17 protein-coding genes are annotated in these 18,564 nt (G+C 50.1%); 6 read left to right on the top strand and 11 right to left on the bottom strand.

The window, feature by feature from the left end; translation table 11 throughout:
* Positions 1-11: 11 nt before the first annotated feature.
* The 8 genes from mutS to ACFQZE_RS03295 all read right to left on the bottom strand — a co-directional run bounded on the left by mutS (position 12) and on the right by ACFQZE_RS03295 (position 11,515).
* A complete protein-coding gene (gene mutS, locus ACFQZE_RS03330) occupies positions 12-2,774 on the bottom strand; it encodes a DNA mismatch repair protein MutS (protein WP_379353635.1) in 2,763 nt (920 codons plus the stop codon).
* Between the two features lie 394 nt (positions 2,775-3,168).
* Complete coding sequence (locus tag ACFQZE_RS03325; RefSeq protein ID WP_379353633.1) at positions 3,169-4,611, bottom strand: putative amidoligase domain-containing protein; 1,443 nt, start codon at positions 4,609-4,611, stop codon at positions 3,169-3,171.
* 123 nt (positions 4,612-4,734) lie between these two features.
* A complete protein-coding gene (locus ACFQZE_RS03320) occupies positions 4,735-5,304 on the bottom strand; it encodes an outer spore coat protein CotE (RefSeq protein ID WP_379353631.1) in 570 nt (189 codons plus the stop codon).
* Positions 5,305-6,048: 744 nt separating this feature from the next.
* The gene (locus ACFQZE_RS03315) at positions 6,049-7,059 is read right to left on the bottom strand and encodes an aromatic acid exporter family protein (RefSeq protein ID WP_379353629.1); all 1,011 of its coding nucleotides are present in this window, start codon (positions 7,057-7,059) and stop codon (positions 6,049-6,051) included.
* Position 7,060: 1 nt separating this feature from the next.
* Entirely contained in the window at positions 7,061-7,900 is an 840-nt protein-coding gene (locus ACFQZE_RS03310) for an ABC transporter permease (protein WP_379355483.1), read from the bottom strand.
* Between the two features lie 109 nt (positions 7,901-8,009).
* Positions 8,010-8,807, bottom strand: a complete 798-nt coding sequence (locus ACFQZE_RS03305) for an ABC transporter ATP-binding protein (RefSeq protein WP_379353627.1) — start codon at positions 8,805-8,807, stop codon at positions 8,010-8,012.
* A gap of 31 nt (positions 8,808-8,838) precedes the next feature.
* The gene (locus ACFQZE_RS03300) at positions 8,839-9,849 is read right to left on the bottom strand and encodes an ABC transporter substrate-binding protein (RefSeq protein WP_379353625.1); all 1,011 of its coding nucleotides are present in this window, start codon (positions 9,847-9,849) and stop codon (positions 8,839-8,841) included.
* 151 nt (positions 9,850-10,000) lie between these two features.
* Positions 10,001-11,515, bottom strand: a complete 1,515-nt coding sequence (locus ACFQZE_RS03295; protein WP_379353623.1) for a carboxypeptidase M32 — start codon at positions 11,513-11,515, stop codon at positions 10,001-10,003.
* Between the two features lie 128 nt (positions 11,516-11,643).
* Between ACFQZE_RS03295 and ACFQZE_RS03290 the strand changes: the two genes are divergently transcribed.
* Positions 11,644-11,979: an iron-sulfur cluster biosynthesis family protein gene (locus ACFQZE_RS03290; RefSeq protein ID WP_379353621.1), complete on the top strand. Its 336-nt coding sequence runs from the start codon at positions 11,644-11,646 to the stop codon at positions 11,977-11,979.
* Between the two features lie 12 nt (positions 11,980-11,991).
* Entirely contained in the window at positions 11,992-12,549 is a 558-nt protein-coding gene (locus ACFQZE_RS03285; protein WP_379353619.1) for a beta-class carbonic anhydrase, read from the top strand.
* A 33-nt stretch (positions 12,550-12,582) separates the two neighbouring features.
* Here ACFQZE_RS03285 and ACFQZE_RS03280 read toward each other — a convergent pair whose 3' ends face one another.
* Positions 12,583-13,155, bottom strand: coding sequence for a DUF309 domain-containing protein (locus ACFQZE_RS03280; protein ID WP_379353617.1), 573 nt, complete (start codon positions 13,153-13,155; stop codon positions 12,583-12,585).
* Positions 13,156-13,240: 85 nt separating this feature from the next.
* Between ACFQZE_RS03280 and ACFQZE_RS03275 the strand changes: the two genes are divergently transcribed.
* The 3 genes from ACFQZE_RS03275 (at position 13,241) to ACFQZE_RS03265 (ending at position 16,022) form a co-directional block, all read left to right on the top strand.
* Positions 13,241-13,657 carry a hypothetical protein gene (locus tag ACFQZE_RS03275; RefSeq protein ID WP_379353615.1) on the top strand — a complete coding sequence of 139 codons (417 nt, stop codon included), beginning with the start codon at positions 13,241-13,243 and terminating at the stop codon, positions 13,655-13,657.
* The gene (locus ACFQZE_RS03270; protein ID WP_379355481.1) at positions 13,657-13,947 is read left to right on the top strand and encodes a YxcD family protein; all 291 of its coding nucleotides are present in this window, start codon (positions 13,657-13,659) and stop codon (positions 13,945-13,947) included. The genes ACFQZE_RS03275 and ACFQZE_RS03270 overlap by 1 nt, the downstream gene beginning before the upstream one ends.
* Before the next feature lie 146 nt (positions 13,948-14,093).
* The gene (locus ACFQZE_RS03265) at positions 14,094-16,022 is read left to right on the top strand and encodes a glycosyl hydrolase family 18 protein (protein WP_379353613.1); all 1,929 of its coding nucleotides are present in this window, start codon (positions 14,094-14,096) and stop codon (positions 16,020-16,022) included.
* Between the two features lie 110 nt (positions 16,023-16,132).
* Here the strand turns inward: ACFQZE_RS03265 and ACFQZE_RS03260 are convergent, their stop codons facing one another.
* On the bottom strand, positions 16,133-17,152 hold the full coding sequence (locus tag ACFQZE_RS03260) for a zinc-dependent alcohol dehydrogenase family protein (protein ID WP_379353611.1): 1,020 nt from the start codon (positions 17,150-17,152) through the stop codon (positions 16,133-16,135).
* Positions 17,153-17,266: 114 nt separating this feature from the next.
* On the opposite strand from ACFQZE_RS03260, the gene ACFQZE_RS03255 reads away from it, so the two are divergent.
* Positions 17,267-17,662 (top strand): winged helix-turn-helix transcriptional regulator, encoded by a 396-nt coding sequence (locus ACFQZE_RS03255; protein WP_379353609.1) that lies wholly within the window; start codon positions 17,267-17,269, stop codon positions 17,660-17,662.
* A 14-nt stretch (positions 17,663-17,676) separates the two neighbouring features.
* Here the strand turns inward: ACFQZE_RS03255 and sigJ are convergent, their stop codons facing one another.
* Positions 17,677-18,564 carry an RNA polymerase sigma factor SigJ gene (sigJ, locus tag ACFQZE_RS03250; protein ID WP_379353607.1) on the bottom strand — a complete coding sequence of 296 codons (888 nt, stop codon included), beginning with the start codon at positions 18,562-18,564 and terminating at the stop codon, positions 17,677-17,679.

Raw genomic sequence — 18,564 nt, 5'->3', positions numbered from 1 at the left:
CTTCCGCCGTATCAATCTCTTAATTTACTCTTCATATCGTTAATCCATTGCATCGCCATCATAGGCGTCATATTAAATAAATCGAGCTTTCGCAGCTCCTCTGCAAGCTGCTCCGCTTTTGGCGAAGCTTTTTTGACCTTGGACGGCTCAGAAGCGCGGGCGGGCTCATCAAACATGGAAAGTTGTACGATTGGGTTGCCATTCGCCGCGGTTTCCGTTGCCTCTGGCATTAACGATTGTTCAGCTGTGGCAACCGAGACAGCGCCAGCAGTGTTGACCGTGTCCACACTTTCGTCAAACGCGTCATATCCGCTTGCCGCAGCCGTCTCCTGAACAGCCCAACGGCTATCGCTTCGCGGCCTAATCGGCACAGCCTTTGCTATCCGCTCTTCTTCGCTTGGCTCTTCCAACAATTCGTAAGCCCGTCCAATAATGGATTCAGGCAATCCTGCCAACTGCGCGCAATAGATGCCGTAACTTGTGCTGGCTGCGCCGGAGACCAGTTTTCGCAGAAACGTAACATCATCCCCGCTTTCCTCAACAGCCATTCTAGCATTGGATAGCGACGGCAGCGATTGCTCCAAATGGGCAAGCTCGTGGAAATGCGTCGAGACTAGCGCCTTGCAGCCGATATGGTGATGAACATATTCGATCACCGCTTGCGCAATTGCCATTCCTTCCGCAGTTGAAGTGCCTCTGCCAAGCTCGTCGATAATGACTAGACTGTTAGCGGTCGCTTTTTCCGTCATGATTTGAATATCTTTCATCTCTACCATAAATGTGCTTTGGCCGCCAATCAAATCATCCGCTGCGCCGATGCGCGTAAAAATACGGTCGATCAGCGGGACGGAAGCCGATTTCGCCGGTACAAAGCAGCCGATTTGCGCCATTACGCTTACAAGCGCGGCTTGACGCATGTAAGTGCTTTTGCCCGCCATATTCGGTCCTGTAATAAGCAAAATCCGCTGTTCATCCTTACGCAGAACCGTATCGTTGGCTATAAAAGGGACGCCGTCCATCATCGCTTCAACGACCGGATGCCTCGCCTCTGTTACGGTCATATCAAACGATTCCGTAACGACAGGGCGAACAAGGCGGCGTTCGGCGCTTACTGTTGCAAGCGATTGGTATACGTCCAGCTCCGCAATGATCGCCGCCGCTTTCTGCAAGCGGTGCAAATGAAGCGCAATATGGTCTCTTAGCTCCAAAAATCGGGCGTATTCCAAATCGACCATTTTGTCCTCGGCTTCCAAAATAAGACGTTCCTTCTCTTTAAGCTCCGGAGTAACAAAACGTTCCGCATTCGCTAAAGTTTGCTTGCGCTCGTAACGCCCTTCAGGCAGCATCGACAAATTGGATTTGGATACTTCGAGATAATAGCCGAATACTTTGTTGAAGCCGATTTTCAGCGATCGGATGCCCGTCGATTCCCGTTCGGCGCGCTCAAGCTCTGCAAGCCATTTCTTCCCATTCGTGCTCGCTTCGCGCAACTGGTCGAGGTAGTCCTCATATCCGTTTTTAATAAGTCCGCCCTCGCGAATGGAAACCGGAGGCTCTTCAACCAGAACCGTATCGATCATATCCGCTAGGTCGGAGCAATCGTCGCTGCCGCTTACTAGCTCCCGAAGCACATCCGATCCGGAGTTCTCGCATAGCGACGTTAGTGCCGGAATTCGGCGAAGCGAAAGCTTGAGCGCATGAAGATCACGGCCGTTTGCATTTCCGTAAGCGACTCGGCCTACGAGCCTTTCCAAATCGTAAATCGGCTGAAGCTCCGTACGCACATCCTCGCGCAAAATCAAGTTGCGGTGCAAAGTGTCAACCGCATCAAGCCTTCTCTCGATGGCCGCGCTGCTAAGCAGCGGTTTGTCGATCCAGCGGCGCAGCAATCTGGCCCCCATGGAAGTGCCTGTCCGATCGAGCAGCCAAAGTAAAGAACCTTTTTTGCTGCGGTCCCGCACCGTTTCCGTCAGTTCTAGGTTCCTTCGCGTATAATGATCCAAAATCATATATTGGTTAGGCTCGTAAGCCCGAATGGCTCTAACATGGGCCAAAGAGCGCTTTTGCGTCTCGGCCAAATAACCCGTCAACACGCTAACCGCTTTTAGTCGCGCTTCCGTCAGCTTTTCCAACTCTATTGAATCAAACTGCTCGGTCAGCCTTTGAGCGGATAATGGCTCGCGTGCCGTCAATGGGATGTTTCTGCTCCACGCGGCGGATGTTTTCAGCTTCTCCAGCAAATCGGCATCACCTACCAGCTCGGAAGGCGAATACACATTCAGCTCATCCATCAGCGATTCAATCGACACCGGAAAAGAAGTGACATAAAGCTCCCCGGTCGACAGATCGCAGGCAGCGAGGGCGGCCATTCCGCCCGATAGAACGGCGGATGCAATAAAATTGTTGGCGCGGCTTTCAAGCGACTTGGTTTCCATAACCGTGCCGGGCGTAACGATACGGACAATTTCCCGGCGAACGACGCCTTTGGCAGCGGCAGGGTCCTCTACCTGCTCGCAAATCGCCACTTTGTAGCCTTTGTCGATCAGTCTCGCGATATAGTTTTCGGCAGAATGATAAGGAATGCCGCACATCGGAATTTTGGCGTCGCCTCCGCCTTCCCTGCCCGTCAGTGTAATCTCCAGCTCTCTAGAAGCCTGAATGGCATCGTCAAAAAACATTTCATAAAAATCGCCTAAGCGAAAAAACAGAAAAGCATCTTTCGCTTCTTCTTTTATCGATAAATATTGCTGAATCATCGGAGTATAGCCGGCCATCTTGTTTCCTCCCGGTATGTATATAATAGGAATCAGCCTCGATCGGACTGAATCCTCCCATAAAAAACATCATCATACCATTATACCAAGAGGAACAGATGTGCGCTATAACCTAAACCTAGCAGCGGCACGCTTCGGTTTGACTGAAGAGAAGGTTGTTGGGACAAAAGTCGAGTTGGGAGTGTCAGTGGGATGCAATGTGGTTGACGGAAAGTGAAGATAGATGTGGATTGCGAATATTTCAAATGGTTATAAGTGATGGATTGAAAAATAGATGTGAATCACCGAAATTTCGATTTGATTAGAGACGATGTTTTTAAATTAGATGTGGATTCATAGGCATTTAAAGTTGTTACGAATGGCGGACATTTTTATAGCAGTACTTAGAAAGAGGCTAATTTTTCATGGTGATGCGCCATTTCTGACGGATATCGGAGCGTTCGTCCCATGTTTTTCCTTGCCTAGCCGCTTCAAAAAGGGGCTCGATATAGCGGGCTTGCTCCTCGTAGCCCTCTAATGAAGTCAACGCCTCTGCAATAGGGTCAAGACTGGCGGCAAGCTCTGTGCGGTCTCCAGCGTAATAGGCCGCAGCAAACCGTTCCTCGCGAGCAGGAATTCGGTCGATGCGATGAGCTTCACGCGCGCATAACAGAGCAAGCGCGAAAGCAGCTTTGGCCGCTGCCGGCGAAACAAGCCAGCTTGGCAGCGTTCGATATTCAAACCCGCCATACGGCTGCCGGCGAAAGTCCCCGAGACTGCCGTAACGGGGACGCCGACCCCGCCCGGCGGGATCCTCTACTAGCGCGAGCGGATATGCCGCGCAGCTGTCCAGCATGCGGAGCAAGCGCCCCGTCAGCGGCGCTCCGCTTATATGGATGTGCCCGCCGAGCGCCAGCCCCGGCAAGGGCATTGCCCCGGCGACCCAGCGCAGCTTGGGATCGCCAATTTGGGCTGCGGCGGCGTGCAATAGCCGCCGCACGTTCGCGGCCAGAGCGGCGGGCGTCGCCGCCGGCTCGGGCCTGATCTCGGCGACGGGGTATAACACCCGTCGCCCCACAAGCATGGCGTCGGCGCCGGCAGCTCCCCCGGCGCCCTCGCCAAAAAAGCGCGACGCCAGGGCAAGCTTGCCCTCTAGCGTCAGCAGCGCAAACTCAGGATCGGCGCCGAGCAATATGCCGCGCCGATCCTGAGTGCGGGCTATCGCCGCGGCATAGCTCCCGGCGAACCGCTCCAGCGCTTCCGCGCCTTGCCGCGTCCCCGGCTGCAGCGGCCAAGCGTCGATGACGGCGACTTTGCCGTTGTCGCCGACCCAAATATCGGCCTCCCCGATATCGAGGCCGAGAATATAGAGCGCTTTGACGGCCATATTCGCCGCGCGCCTCAAACTGGCGTTTTGCTCAGCAGCCGCCAAGCTGATGGAGCCGCCGCCAAGGACAGCGGCCTCGCCGGAAGCAAGCGCTGACTGGCCGATTAAATAGCGGCTTGCGCGCCAGCTTTTGCCAGACGCGTTCGCCTCCTCAATTCTGCCGATTCGATAAGGCTCAAGCATCGCGGTCATAATACGAAAGGTTCGTCCACTTACCCCTTCCGTCACGCCTGTCCTGAGCCCCCCGCGCCGCCACAGTTCGGATCGCCCAGAAAGGCCGATGCGCTGTGCATTTGCTGCCCCTTCATTTAAAACCCATATTCCCTGCCCTAAGTGGGGCACAACATCCGTTTGCGGCACTCCCGCAATGATCGCATCTCCGGCTTGCGGTCTCTTGTGAGCAGCGGATGCTGACTTGTCCGCCAAAATCGGACTTTTTCCCGGCCCCCGCCATATCCAGGTGAAAGCCATGATTAACCGCCTCTTTTCGCCTACACCGAAATATTTCGAAAAAAAAGGAGGGCTTTCGCCCTCGATTTTGCCGTACGCCCGGCATATAATGCGTTATCCGCCCCTGAAGCGGACCACAGTTCCTTACAACTCGTCGTCGAGCAAATCGGGATCCAAATCCTCGTAATCGCCGTCATCATCGCCGAGGCTGAAGTCTAAATCCTTGTCGTCCAGGTCGTTGCAGCCGCCTGGAAGGACCGCTACGCAAACTTTCGTCTCGGCAACCATTTCAACCGCGAACTCGCGCTCCACCCGAACAATAACGCTTGCGCCGTTTGTCGAAATATTCGCTTCGATCGCATTCGGCTCCTGAAGCACTTCCGCGGCCACTTCCTCCGTTGAAGCCCTATGTTTAGGATCTACATACGAGAGCGGTACATTTTCGACGAATTGTACAGATTCTTTTGCTACGTCGGTTTGCGAGTTTTTGTTATACGAATACCAAACGTTGATATCGTAAGTACCGATCACCTCAATACCGTCGCCCGAGCGGACCGCTTCATACTGATGGTTGATGACCCACGCTCCCAGTATACTGGTCGGATGATGAGGCGGCGTAACGGTATGGGTTACAGTGGAAAACTTACGACCTTTGCCGCAGACAGCTTTTGTAATAATTTCTCTGTATTGGAGCTGTTTATCTGCATTAGCCATTGATTTAACCTCCTCCACACAATCATTCATTTAAAGTGTATGCAGGTCATAGGCGTTTGTTGATAAAACAAGTCTAAACAAACAAATTTATTTTACATGCCCCCCTGCCGCAATCCCCATTCCCCGCAGGAAACGATAGCAGCGGCCGTCAGTTCATCCCTCTTGATTCATCTATATTCGCTCCGCTTATTGAATATGAAATATTTCAAACAATCTAGCATTGCGATTTCAACCATCAAGTTTAATGTATCCATATAAAAAACTGGCCTATCCATCAAAGGTATAGACCAGTCTAATATGTAACCGTGCGTATAGAAAGTTGTGTATGTAACTAAACTAGCTGCTTGTGTAAACTGACTCCCCCCGGAAAAATAATGGCTTTCGCTGCCTCTAACTATTTCGAGCCGCGCTCAACCCGTTAATTAACGAATTATCGTACATCTAACTGGTACGGGAGGGAACCCCTATCACTTAGTTGTTTCTCACACCACTACATGACCTAAAAGGCGCCCAGCTGTGCTTCTAGTTATTTCTCACAACACTAAACCACCCAAACGCTGCCCAGCCATACTTTTAGTTGTTTCTCACACAACTAAACCACCCAAACACTGCCCAGTTGTGCTTTTAGTTGTTTCTCACACAATTAAACCACCCAAACACTGCCCAGCTATAATTTAGTTGTTTCTCACACCACTACACCATCCCAAAGGCGCCCAGCCGCGCTTTTAGTTGTTTCCCGCACCGCTAAACTGCAGCGGAGGCCGATTCCTCCGGCTTTTTCTTAAGCCGCTTGGCAATGGCCAAATAACGGTCAACCTCATGCAGAAGCGTGTATAGCGCAGCCCGAATTTCAAACTCCTCGCGCGTTTGCGGCAGCTCCATTTCTCGGAACGATCTCATAAGCTCGAACACCTTTTTCTCCGATTGTCCCCGGTATACATCCGATTTGACGTCGTCCGACAATTGATCCAGCAATTCCGCAATCAGCTCTCCTTGCGGCCATTTTTCGTAGACGAGGGCAAGCTCCGCCATCATTTGCTGGATGCAGTACAGCTGCTGGCGCCGCATTTCGAAATATGTCGACCAGTAGGAATGCGAGCTTCTGATCCGATTTTCGCGATTGCGCACAGACAGCCTCGTTCCTTCCTCCATGATGACATGGGCATCCAGCAATTCAGCGCCGTTCCAAAGATGGCTGGGATTACGCAAAGTAAAGGCCATCTCGCGAAAAATCGAGCTGAAATCCTCCTCCAGGCGGGATCTGATCGACAACAGCCCCGCTTCTTCCCTCGGCATATAGATGAAGTTAATGATGGTAGCGCTGCCTAGACCCACTAACAGCAGCAGCACTTCATTGACGATAAAATCGACCGTCACCATTTTGTAATCGAACAAATGAAAAACGATGACCGAACTCGTAATGATGCCGTCCTTCAATTGGAATCTCGACAAGATCGGGAATGTGATCAAAATAAAAATAGCCACTACCCAGTGGTGGAAACCGAATACCGTAAAAATAAGCGAAGCGAAAAAAAGACCCAGCACAGATGCGACAAAGCGGACGGAAGCGCTCTTCAGCCCTTTCATCCGCGTCACTTCCACGCCGAGTATAGCCAAAATGCCCGCCGATAAAGGCGGCTCAAGCCCTAAATAAATCGCGGCATAAATAGCCGCAATGGCGGCAGCCGCCGTTTTGATGACCCGAATTCCCATAATATCTGTCTCAGCTCCAGTAAGATGATGTCCTTCCATCATCCTACCGCTCCCTCCAGCCCTCCGTCAACCTTCTCTCAAGCGCCGACACTAGCTGATACATGACCGTCGCCACAATGGCAATGACGACAAGGCTGGACAAAACAAGCGTAAAATTGAACACTTGGAACCCGTAAATAATTTGGTAGCCGAGCCCGATTCGCGCCACTAGAAATTCGCCGACAATGACGCCTACCCACGCGAGTCCGACATTGACCTTAAGAGTCGCGATAATGACGGGAAACGAGCCCGGCAAAATGACGAGCTGAAACAGCTGCCAACGCGATGCCCCAAACAGTCGAACCACTTTAATGTATCCGCTGTCGATTTCTCTAAACCGGTTATAAATGTTTATAGTCGTAATAATAACGGTAACCGATAGGGTGATCGCTACAATCGACATAAATCCGGGACCAAGGCCTACAATAAAAATGGGGCCGAGCGCAACCTTCGGCATACTGTTCAGGACGACGAGATACGGATCAAAGACACGCGATAAAAAAGGAAACCACCACAGCGCTGCCGCAAGCAAAGTGCCAAGCAGCGTACCTAGCGCAAAACCCGCTACCGTCTCCGTGACCGTCGCTCCGACATGCGGCCAAATGGAGCCGTCCAGCATCGTAGTCCAAAGCTGGCGGAACAGCTTGGTCGGATAGCTGAATAACAGAGGATCAATCCATTTATTGCGGCCAGCCGCCTCCCACCAGCCGATAAACAACGCGAGAATCGTAATTTGTGTAGCGGTCACCGCTCCTGAAACTCGTCGGGACCGGCGTTTATGTTTGCCGTACAACCGATCCAGCAGCTCTGTCCTATCTTCACGTAGCCCGGATATTTCAGCCATTTCGGCTCCATCAGGCAACTCTGCCCTATCTTCACGCAATTCTGCTATTTCCGCTGTTTCCGCTCCCGCAAGCAGCTCACGCTCCCAATCTTGTCTGCCGTCTCCTCCGCTAGTCAAAAGGAATACCTCCTTCCTCGCCGTCTGGACCCAGTTCAGCCCATAGCTCCTCAAACAGCGGCTGGAAGCCGGGTAATTTTCGAGCCGTCATCGGGTCCGCCAGCCTGATTTCATCGGGAATTCGTATTTCTTTGCGAATATGGCCGGGATTCCGTCCCAGCACGATGACACGATCGCTCATCGCAGCAGCTTCGGCCAAATCATGCGTGACAAGCACAGCTGTTTTACCGAGTCGCTGAAGCGTCCGGCAAACGAGCACTTCCAATTGAAGCTTAATTTGAAGATCAAGCGCCGAAAACGGTTCATCGAGCAGAAGTACCTCCGGCTCCGTTACAAGTGTCCGCACAAGCGCGACCCTTTGGCGCATGCCTCCCGATAGTTCATGGGGATACCGCCCCCCGAATCCTTCAAGCCCCAGCTCGGTCAGCCACTGTTCCACAGAATCCATCGCAGCCCTCGTTTTTGTTCCGCTTATTTCAAGGCCGACAGCCGCATTGTCTCTAATCGTCCGCCATGGAAACAAAAAGTCTTGTTGCAGCATATAACCAACTTTGGCGGAAGGACCGGTCACAACTTCTCCTGCAAGCAACACTTGGCCACTCGTCGGAGGGAACAAACCGGCAAGCAAGCTTAGCAAAGTCGTCTTGCCGCAGCCGCTTGGTCCGACCAGACTGACGAACTCCCCCCTGGCAACCGCAAGCTCAATCCCTTCCACCGCAAGCGAAGCGCCTTTATCATTAACATATACATGAGAGAGGCCGTGCAGCGCGAGCGCCGAAGTCTCTGTCATCTTAACGCCCCCTCCTCCATCAGCCCTTCGTTCATTTGACCGTATCTATCGCTTGATTTGCAAAATCAACGTTAACCAGAGCATGATGCTCCGTCCGTTCTTTCAATTCACCTGCCGATTGGATCACGTCCAGCAAATTGTTCCATTCGCTCTCATCAATAACGGGATTGGAAGCGAAGGAGCCTTGCGATTTGTACCTGTCGATGGAGCTGATCAAAATGTCGCGGTCGACGTTTTCAAAATAAGGCAGCACCGTATCGGCAATCGCCTCCGCGCTGTTGTCCTCGACCCAGCGCTGCGCTTTATAAATCGCATTTGTAAACGACTGCACCGTTTTTTCGTTTTTGTTGATAAAGCTGTTTTTCGCCATGTACACCGTATAAGGCAAATGTCCGCTTTCCGTGCCAAATGAAGCGACAACGTATCCTCGGCCTTCCTTTTCAAAAATGGACGCCGTCGGTTCGAACAGCTGCACGTAATCGCCCGTCCCGGACGAAAAAGCGGGCGCAATGTTGGCAAAATCGACATTTTGAATTAATGTCATATCGGCATGGGGGTCCAGTCCTTTTTTCTTTAAGGCGAATTCCCCAGCCATTTGCGGCATTCCGCCTTTTCTTTGGCCCAAAAAAGTGCTCCCTTTGAGCGAATTCCAATTGAACGGCTCCTCTTTATTTCTTGCAACTAAAAAAGTACCGTCCGTTTGCGTAAGCTGGGCAAAATTGATGATGGGATCGTCTGCGCCCTGCTGATGAACGTAAATCGATGTCTCGGAACCGACGAGCGCAACGTCCACTACGCCTGACAACAGCGCCGTCATCGTTTTGTCCCCGCCCGGAGTGGTCGTCAGCTCAATGTCGAGTCCCTCTTCTTTAAAAAAACCTTTTTCAATCGCTACATATTGCGGCGCATAAAACAAAGATCTCGTTACTTCTCCAATTCGAACCAGCTTCTTATCCGAGTCGCCTTTGCCGCAGCCTGCAAGCGCCGTTGTCGCTGTCAGCGCAGCTACCAGCAGTAGCGTTCCAACGATACGTCTGCTCATTTTCCATACCTCCTGCCGATAGGCATAAATTGATGTACCATAGCCTATGCGGCGGACGCATTGAAAGTGAGGAAAATGGTTTTGTCTACAAAAAAAGGCCGTGCCTCAAACATCCGAAAATGTTTAAAGCACGGCCACGCCGTCTCTATGACTACAGCTTATAAATATCGCTGTATTTTTTCGTCAAATAGTGAACCAAATGCTGCGGATCAAGCGGCTTTCCGGTAATGGACTGGATCAGCTCGGACGGGGAGCGCAATTTTCCGTAACGGTAAATGCGTTCTTTCAGCCAGTCCTTGATCGGATGCAGCTCCCCATTTCCAACTAATGACCACATACCCGAAAGCTCCTTCTCCATCGTATCCGCAATTTGAGCCGCGTACATATTGCCAAGCGAATATGAAGGGAAATAGCCGAACGCTCCGCCTGACCAATGAACGTCTTGCAATACGCCTTCCGCATCGTTAGGAGGAACAATCCCTAAATACTCTTTGTACTTGTCGTTCCACAGAGCAGGCAAATCGGATGCTTTGGCTCCTTCGTTAAAGATCAGCTTCTCCATCTCATAACGAATAATGATATGCAAATTGTAAGTCAGCTCATCCGCTTCAATCCGAATAAGCGAGGGCTGAACGGTATTGTTGCCACGATAGAAAGTATCGACCGGCATATCGAGCTGGCCGGGGAATTTCTTTTGCAGCTCGGGGAAATAACGATCCCAGAACGGACGGCTGCGACCGATCACATTTTCCCAGAAGCGGGATTGCGACTCATGAATGCCCATCGAAGTACCGGTGCACAGCGTTGTAAATGTCAGCTCCGGCATAATATTTTGCTCGTACAAAGCGTGTCCGCCTTCGTGAATCGTACCGAACAAAGCGCTTGTGACGTCATCCTCCAAATAACGAGTCGTAATCCGTACGTCGCCCGGATTCAGCCCCGTCGCGAAAGGATGAGCGCTCTCATCAAGTCTTCCCGCTTCGAAATCGTAGCCCATTTGCTCCAAAATATAGAGGCTGAATTCCTTCTGTGCCGCTTTGTCAAAGGTTTGACGCAGGAAAGAAGTATCCGGCTGATGAGGCGAAGCCGCAATGGCCGCAGCCAGCGGAACAAGCTGATCACGCAGTCCGCTAAACACTTTGTCTAGCTGGGCAACCGTCATCCCCGGCTCATATTGATCGAGCAGCGTATCGTATCTCGTTTCCTTCGCTCCCCATAAGTCGATAAACTGATTCGTATAGGAAATCACTTTGTCCAAATAAGGCTGGAATCCGGCATAATCGTTGTTTGCCTTGGCTTCCTCCCATTTGTTTTCCGACTGGGCAGCGAGAACTACATATTCCTGATACAGCTTTGGAGGAATTTTAACGCTTCTGTCGTATTCTTTTCTAGTCTCCGTAACAAGTCTTTGGTCGATTTCAGTCAGCTTTTGGAACTGCTCCTTCTGCTCCAATTGCGCGAGCTGTTCCCCTAGCTCCGGAGACGTAGACACTTTGAACATATCGCCGGACAAAACGCCGATCGCTTCCGATCTGACGTCCATCCCTTTACGGGGCGCTCCCGTACGAAGATCCCAATAGAGAAGGCCTAGCGATTCTTCGTAGCTTTTGATCTTATGTATCGTTCCTTTAAATTGCTCCAACACCGTTTGTTTCGTTTCTGACATGGGGATGCCACCTTTCTCTTATAAGCCTTTCTTTCACCATAGAGCCTTGATCTTGAGGATTTCACTCCTTATAATCATCTTAAACCTGCGAGACCGGCAATCGCAACACCAAAAGGAGTGAAATCACCTTGCATATTACATTTACGGCATCCGCTGTACAGAAATTGACTCCTTATTTGAAAGACGGGAGCGCAAAGCTGAAGCTGCTGCATGATACGGAAGGCTGCGGCTGCGTGATGAGCGGAGTGCCCGCCCTACAATTAATTAAGGAGCCGTCCGTCGACGATGCAAAAGCGGAAGGCGATCCGTTCTTCTTTTATTATGAGCCTAGACATGAAGTATTTTACGAGTCTAAAATGAAAATTGATTACAATGCCGCATTGGGCAGCTTTACTCTAAAGAGCGACAGCCAAATTTATACGACGCATCTTCGTTTTATTTCGAATGTGTCTAACCATACATAGGAGGTTGTTTGATTGAGTACGTTAAGCGATATCTTATCCTACAACAAGGACTTTGTTGCAACCAAAGGTTATGAGCAATACGCAACAAGCCGTTTTCCGGACAAGCGAATGGTCATTTTGACATGTATGGATACTCGTCTGACTGAGCTTTTGCCAAAATCGATGAATTTGAAAAACGGCGACGCCAAAATTATTAAAACGGCAGGCGGCATTATTACTCAGCCGTTCGGCAACATTATGCGAAGCGTGCTTGTGGCGCTCTATGAGCTGCAGGCGGATGAGGTTTTTGTCATTGGCCATCATAATTGCGGGATGACAGGCCTTAATCCTCAAGAAATGGTGCAGCATATGAAAGAACGCGGCGTCCCTGAATCGACCATCGAAACGCTCAAGCATTCCGGTCTCAATTTGATGAGATGGCTGACCGGCTTTGACAATGTACGCGACAGTGTCGTGAACAGCGTCGGCATTATTCGCAATCATCCCCTGCTGCCAGCTGACATCCTTGTACATGGACTTATTATCGATCCCGATACGGGAGAGCTGGAACTGGTCGATCCGGCTGGTTAACCTTTAATAGACACAAATAAAGGAACGAACCGTTTAGCGGTCGTTCCTTTCTCCTTTTTCACGCAGCGCTTCCGCTCTCGCAGCAATCACGTCCGATCGGTCTCTAAGCTTATGCCGATGGATAATGGACTCCAGGTGCATTGGACTGGCAGCTCCCCATATGAGGGAACGCTGACCGCATAATTCCAAGCATTGGTCCAACAGCTTCGAATCAACGATACGGATCTGGATATCCTCGTAATCGCTCTCCCCCGCTTCCGCGGCTAATTTTCGTTGGGAAATTTGATTAAGCAACGATGGCCCGTCTAGCCCAAAACCGGAAAGATCCGCGCCGCCCAGTCTGGACTCCGCTTGGCTGTACATCATGGCAGCGCCTCTCCTATTGCCTCTTCTTTCATGGTATTGTCCAACCGCAAGTTGTATAAGTCCAACCCAAGCCTCTCCGAGACCGTCCTCGGGATTCTCTTTCCAATACTCCTCCAGCAGCTCGTGGCATTCAAAATAATCGCGTGTTGCATGAAATTCCACTAAATACGCAATATAAGCGTCAGGGTATAAGGTCATGTCTGCCCCCAATGTATCAAAATGAATCCATGATCTATTCATATTTTTGAAACCTTCCTTCATCTTAGCCGTATTCTAGGATGATAGCAAACATTGCAAAACATATAGCAGGAGGAGAAAGATTAGCATGAAAAAAGGATTACTCGTAATGATGGCGCTCACACTATTCCTCGCCTTTGGTTTTGGACAAGTCGCGGATGCCAAGCGTGGCGGCGGCGGTGGCATCAAGTCGCCTAAGCAAAGCATCACGCAACCGAAGAAAACGGATAACGTAAACCAAACGAATCCCGGCTCCAAAGCAACGCCTGGCACAACGGCAAAGCCAAAAAGCTTTGGCGGCAGCTTGATGAAAGGTCTTATGATCGGCGGTTTGGCGGGCTTGTTGTTCGGCGGTATTTTTGCAAACATGGGTGCCTTCGGTGAAATTTTGGGACTGATGGTTAACTTGCTTGCCATCTTTGCGATTATTATGTTCATCCGCGTCGCATGGGTGTATCTCAAAAACAAAAAGAAGCAAACGCCAGATAACCGGAGACCTTACTAATCGTGAGAATCTATACGGATGAAATAATAAATGCGGTATGCTATCATATCGCGGAGCGCCGCGGCGTTCAGCCGACGGATGTTGAAGTCCAGCTCGCATGGGACGAAGAATACGGTTTTACCGCAGAGCTATGGGTAAACGGCCGCAGCCAATATATTATTGAAGCCAACTTGCTGGAATCCATTGAGCAGTACATGTTTACTCAATACAATTGTCGCGTATTCCGCTCCGACATCAAGCTTGACGCAGATGAAGAAACCGGCGAATTTTGGGCCGAAATTCAAGCCTAACGCTTTATCTCTAAAATATCCTCTTCCTTACCGGAAGGGGATATTTTTTTGTCTATATGCCGCTTCCACTTTTTACATTCTTTTTTTCCAGCAACTCTCCCATTTAATTTGCGTCTAATAGAGTAGATTTCTAGAGGAGAGTGATCATGAAAACGATGAACAAAAAATGGAGCCTGCTTGTAGCTATTCTCCTGTTGGTGCAAGCCTTTGCCGCCACAGGTGCAAGCGTATCGGCAGCATCACAAGCAGGGATGACAAAGTATCGCGTCTATCAAAACGACAAAGCGCTGAAAGAATTTGTGAAAGAAGCCGATGCGATTCGGTACGCGCAAGGATTCGGCTACAGCCATGTCGAGCAAATTGCGGACCGCAAATGGCTATGGGACAATTTCCCTCGCTACAAGGTGTATCAAAACGGAAAGTCAACGGCTAAATGGGAGTTCCGAGATTACAACGGCGCTTTAGCCATTGCCAAAACGATGAAAAATGTACATATTCGCGACTTGGAGACGGTGGGATGGGCTTATGAATCCTTCAGCAAATACCAACTGTACCAAGGCGACAAAACGATGCCCGGCTGGTCGTTCCGAACGCTGGACGAGGCAAAAAAAGAAGCGAAAAAATGGGGCAATGCCCACATTATCGAACTAAGCAGCAACTCTTGGGTTTGGGATAACTTGACGGCGTCCCAAATAAAAGCGCAAAGCTCTGCCAAAGCCGTTTATCAGCTCGTTGTAAACGGTGAAGCAGTCGCAGGCAAACAGCCCTCTTCCTTCTTGAAAACCGCCGTTCAAGCCTCGCAAAAGCTGGCGGGCAGCGAAGTGCTGAATACGGCTACGGGCACCATTGTTTATTCGAACGTACCATCTTATGAAGTGCGTCAAAACGGCAAGTTGATCAAAAGCTACATCGGACTTAACTCTGCCGTCAATTACGCCAAAACATTGGCCAATGCCGAAGTGTTAAAAGACGGCGCGGCGCTTTGGTCCAGCTATCCTTATTTAGAGGTTTACCAAGGCGACAAAAAAATTAAAACCTACCACAAACTAAGTACGGCCTTATCCTATGCAAAAGGATTTGCAAACAGCTCTGTTCGGATGTTGGATGGCCGAGCAGTTTGGAGCAATGTCAAAACGCTGCAGTTTTTGGGATGGAACGGGAGCAGCAACAGCTCTACCATTTTGAGCCATGTTGCCAATACGCAAGGCCTGTCCATCGATTCTCCTACCTGGTTTGAGCTGACGGCGGCGGACGGCACACTTAAAGATATGTCCGACCCTGCTATCGTGAAAACGTTGAAGGAAAAAGGAGTTGCAGTTACGCCGCTTGTACACAACGGCTTTAACCGTGCTATGACTACAGCGTTTCTGAAAGACGAGGCAGCGCAAACCAAATTCATTAATGCGCTCGTTAACCGCTCTGCCGAGCTTGGCGTCTACGGCATTAATCTTGATTTTGAAGAGGTGGCTGGAGCGGATCGTGCCGCTTATACCGCTTTTGTCAAAAAACTGACGACAGCCGCCCATGCCAAAAAGCTCAAGCTGTCCATCGATTTGCCAAGGGGCAGCGTGAGCTGGAACCATTTGACGGCTTACGATCATGCCGCCATTGGAGCAATTGTTGATACCGTCATCATTATGGCTTATGACGAACACTGGAAGGGCAGCGAGGAGCCGGGTTCCGTCGCCGGTCTAAAATGGGCCGAGGATGGCGTCAAACAATTTCTCGACTATGGCATTCCACGCAGCAAGCTGATGCTGGGCATTCCATTTTACGTCAGGGAATGGCGCATCGGAGTGGATGGCAAGCTGGTCGATAACCGCGCTATCTTAATGAAAGAAGTACCTCGAATCATTGCCGAAAATAAAGCCAAAGGCGTATTTGACCCGGAATCCGGGCAATGGAAATATTCGTACAGCAAAGACGGCTACACGCATGTGTTTTGGGCAGAAACTCATGATACCGTTCTGGCACGGATCAACATTGCCAAAAAATACGATCTTGCCGGCGTTGCCGCATGGCGTTTAGGCTATGAAGATTCCGAGCTGTGGACAAAAATGTTACAGGCCAGATAATTGTAAAAGCCTTTCAGCTAACATGTGAAAGCTTGATCCGCAAGTATCCACTTACGGTTCATAAGCTCCATGGCTGGAAGGCTTTTTAATTAAAAGCTTTTCAGTATCGTTTATTTTTGAAATGAAATGACGATTTTACCGAAATAAGAACCTGCGGCAAAGGAATGGAAAGCATCCAGCGCTTCATGAAACGAAAACACCCGATCCACCACCGGATGAAGCTGACCGGCTTCAAGTGCCCGATTCATCGCCTCAAACATATCCCGGCTCCCTACATTGATCGCTTGCAAGGCCGCTCTTCTTACGATAGCCGGAACAATTTGAAAGCCCCCTACCTCAAAACCCGACAGTCCGCCGATCAAACTAATTTTCCCGCCTACGCGCAAGCATTCTACCGATTGGTTAAGAGTCGCTGCCCCGCCCAGCTCGACAATATGATCCGCACCTCGTTCTCCGGTCAGCTTCAGCACTTCCTTCTCCCAATTCGGATTTTCCTTGTAGTTAATGCCGTGATCCGCCCCCAAGCTTTTGGCACGGACAAGCTTATCATTGCTGCTGGATGTAATGATCACTTTTGCTCCATGAAGTTTGGCAAATTGCAGCGCAAACAAAGAAACGCCGCCCGTTCCTTGCACAACGACCGTATCGCCTGCCTTCACCTTGCCTTGTTCTACAATAGCGTGCCACGCCGTCACTCCCGCACAAGGAAGAGTCGCCGCTTCTTCATCGGTTAAATAGTCCGGTACACCGACCAATCCCGTTTCCGGCAATACCGCGTATTCCGCAAGCAAACCTGGAAGCGGTCCGCCAAGCGTGCTTTCAGCCGTTTGTTTCGTCGCCTCTCCGCTTATCCACTTTTGTGTAAAAATACCGTTAACCCGATCGCCGAGCTGAAACCTCGTCACTTGGTCCCCTACCGCAACCACTTCTCCGACGCCATCCGATACGGGGATTAACGGCTCGGACAAATCGGGAAAATAAAATCCGTTAATGACGCCTAAATCACGGGAATTCAGCGAAACTGCCCTCAGCTTTACAAGAACTTCCGAAGGACCCGGTAACGGCATCTCCTTTTCTTTCACTTTCAAATGCTCCAGCCCAAATCCATTTTCAATGACGATTGCTTTCATGTCTATCACTCCTCTGCCGGATGGAATAGACATACGATAATATATAAACTAAAATTAGGTAAGTAGGCACTTTAAAGTATCCAAGGAACAAAAAGGTGCAAGGAGGCTTGAGAGATGACCCCTTTGAAAAAACAAACACAGCCAGATATTTCGGTAACAGTGTGCAGCTATAGCAAGGTTTTGGATATCATTTCGAGCAAATGGTCTGCGTTAGTAATCTACGCGCTTGAAGACGGAACGATCCGCTATGGCGATATCCAAAGGAGAATTGAAGGCATTTCCAAAAAGATGCTGACTCAGACGCTGCGGCAATTGGAGCGCGACGGCTTGATCTGGCGCGAGCTCCATGCTTCCGTCCCTCCTATCACACAATACACGCTCACTCCTTTGGGCGAAACGCTTCTTCTGCCTTTGAGGGAGCTCAAGCAATGGGCAAACAGCCACTATGCCGATGTAAAAAAAGCAAGGGTCGATTACGACCTGCTCCACGGCAAAATAGATTCTGAATAGCGAACCCTTGCGCATCATCCTTCAATTGGCGGCGATTGGTTGAAATGCTGCAGCTTTTCGGGATTTAGCATAATATAAAGCTCTTCTATTGCATGTTTCCCATACCGGAAAGAGATGACGGAGAAGGTATACTCTCCTGTTTTCATAACAATGCCGGGATTGCCGTTCAACTCACATATTTCGCAACTGAAAATGGCGGGCACTTGCGGTCTTAACGCAGTGAAAAAACGAACAATAAGAGTGGAGCCGACAATCGGACGCAACGCCGTTTTTATTTGGCCGCCTCCGTCCGTGTACATGACCGTTTCGGCAGAGAAAATGGCAAGCAGCTGATCGAAATTGCCCGACATAATTGCATTTACAAAATGTTCTGCCATGGGAGCCGCTGTTTCTTTTGGCGCTATATTGCGATTTGATGCGGAACCGATACTCATTTTTGCCCTGTAATAAATTTGCCGGCAATTTCCGCTGCTTTTGCCAAGCATTTCGGCTATGTCCTGAAAAGGATATTGAAACAGCTCGCGCAGCAGAAAAACGACACGCTCCACTGCGGTTAACTGCTGCAATAACAGCAAGTAGGCAACGGTTAACGATTCTTTGAAAATGTACTTATCGAGCGGGTCGCTGCCGAGCCCGGCACCTGTATCAAGCGGCTCCGGCAGCCAAGGTCCCACATACATTTCCCGCCGCCTGCTGCTCGACTTTAAGCTGTTCAAACATTTATTCGTAACGGTTTTACACATATAAGCTTTCATAAACTGGATAGAATCCGGCCGATTTTCCTGCAACGTTATAAAAGACTCCTGGACAATGTCTTCCGCATCCGCAACGCTGCCCAGCATTTGATACGCAAGAGAAAACAATAACGGCTTTAACTCGATGTACAGTTTTTCTATATCCAC

This window comes from Paenibacillus sp. GCM10027627 (assembly GCF_042675505.1).
Classification (GTDB): domain Bacteria; phylum Bacillota; class Bacilli; order Paenibacillales; family Paenibacillaceae; genus Pristimantibacillus.
Note: the sequence above shows the minus strand (reverse complement) of the source record. Positions and strands in the feature narration are given on the sequence as shown.

Coding starts and splice junctions, on each gene's coding strand:
- mutS (WP_379353635.1), bottom strand. CDS start 2,774: ATGGCCGGCTATACTCCGATGATTCAGCAATATTTATCGATAAAAGAA.
- ACFQZE_RS03325 (WP_379353633.1), bottom strand. CDS start 4,611: ATGGCTTTCACCTGGATATGGCGGGGGCCGGGAAAAAGTCCGATTTTG.
- ACFQZE_RS03320 (WP_379353631.1), bottom strand. CDS start 5,304: ATGGCTAATGCAGATAAACAGCTCCAATACAGAGAAATTATTACAAAA.
- ACFQZE_RS03315 (WP_379353629.1), bottom strand. CDS start 7,059: ATGATGGAAGGACATCATCTTACTGGAGCTGAGACAGATATTATGGGA.
- ACFQZE_RS03310 (WP_379355483.1), bottom strand. CDS start 7,900: ATGGCTGAAATATCCGGGCTACGTGAAGATAGGACAGAGCTGCTGGAT.
- ACFQZE_RS03305 (WP_379353627.1), bottom strand. CDS start 8,807: ATGACAGAGACTTCGGCGCTCGCGCTGCACGGCCTCTCTCATGTATAT.
- ACFQZE_RS03300 (WP_379353625.1), bottom strand. CDS start 9,849: ATGAGCAGACGTATCGTTGGAACGCTACTGCTGGTAGCTGCGCTGACA.
- ACFQZE_RS03295 (WP_379353623.1), bottom strand. CDS start 11,515: ATGTCAGAAACGAAACAAACGGTGTTGGAGCAATTTAAAGGAACGATA.
- ACFQZE_RS03280 (WP_379353617.1), bottom strand. CDS start 13,155: ATGAATAGATCATGGATTCATTTTGATACATTGGGGGCAGACATGACC.
- ACFQZE_RS03275 (WP_379353615.1), top strand. CDS start 13,241: ATGAAAAAAGGATTACTCGTAATGATGGCGCTCACACTATTCCTCGCC.
- ACFQZE_RS03265 (WP_379353613.1), top strand. CDS start 14,094: ATGAAAACGATGAACAAAAAATGGAGCCTGCTTGTAGCTATTCTCCTG.
- ACFQZE_RS03260 (WP_379353611.1), bottom strand. CDS start 17,152: ATGAAAGCAATCGTCATTGAAAATGGATTTGGGCTGGAGCATTTGAAA.
- ACFQZE_RS03255 (WP_379353609.1), top strand. CDS start 17,267: ATGACCCCTTTGAAAAAACAAACACAGCCAGATATTTCGGTAACAGTG.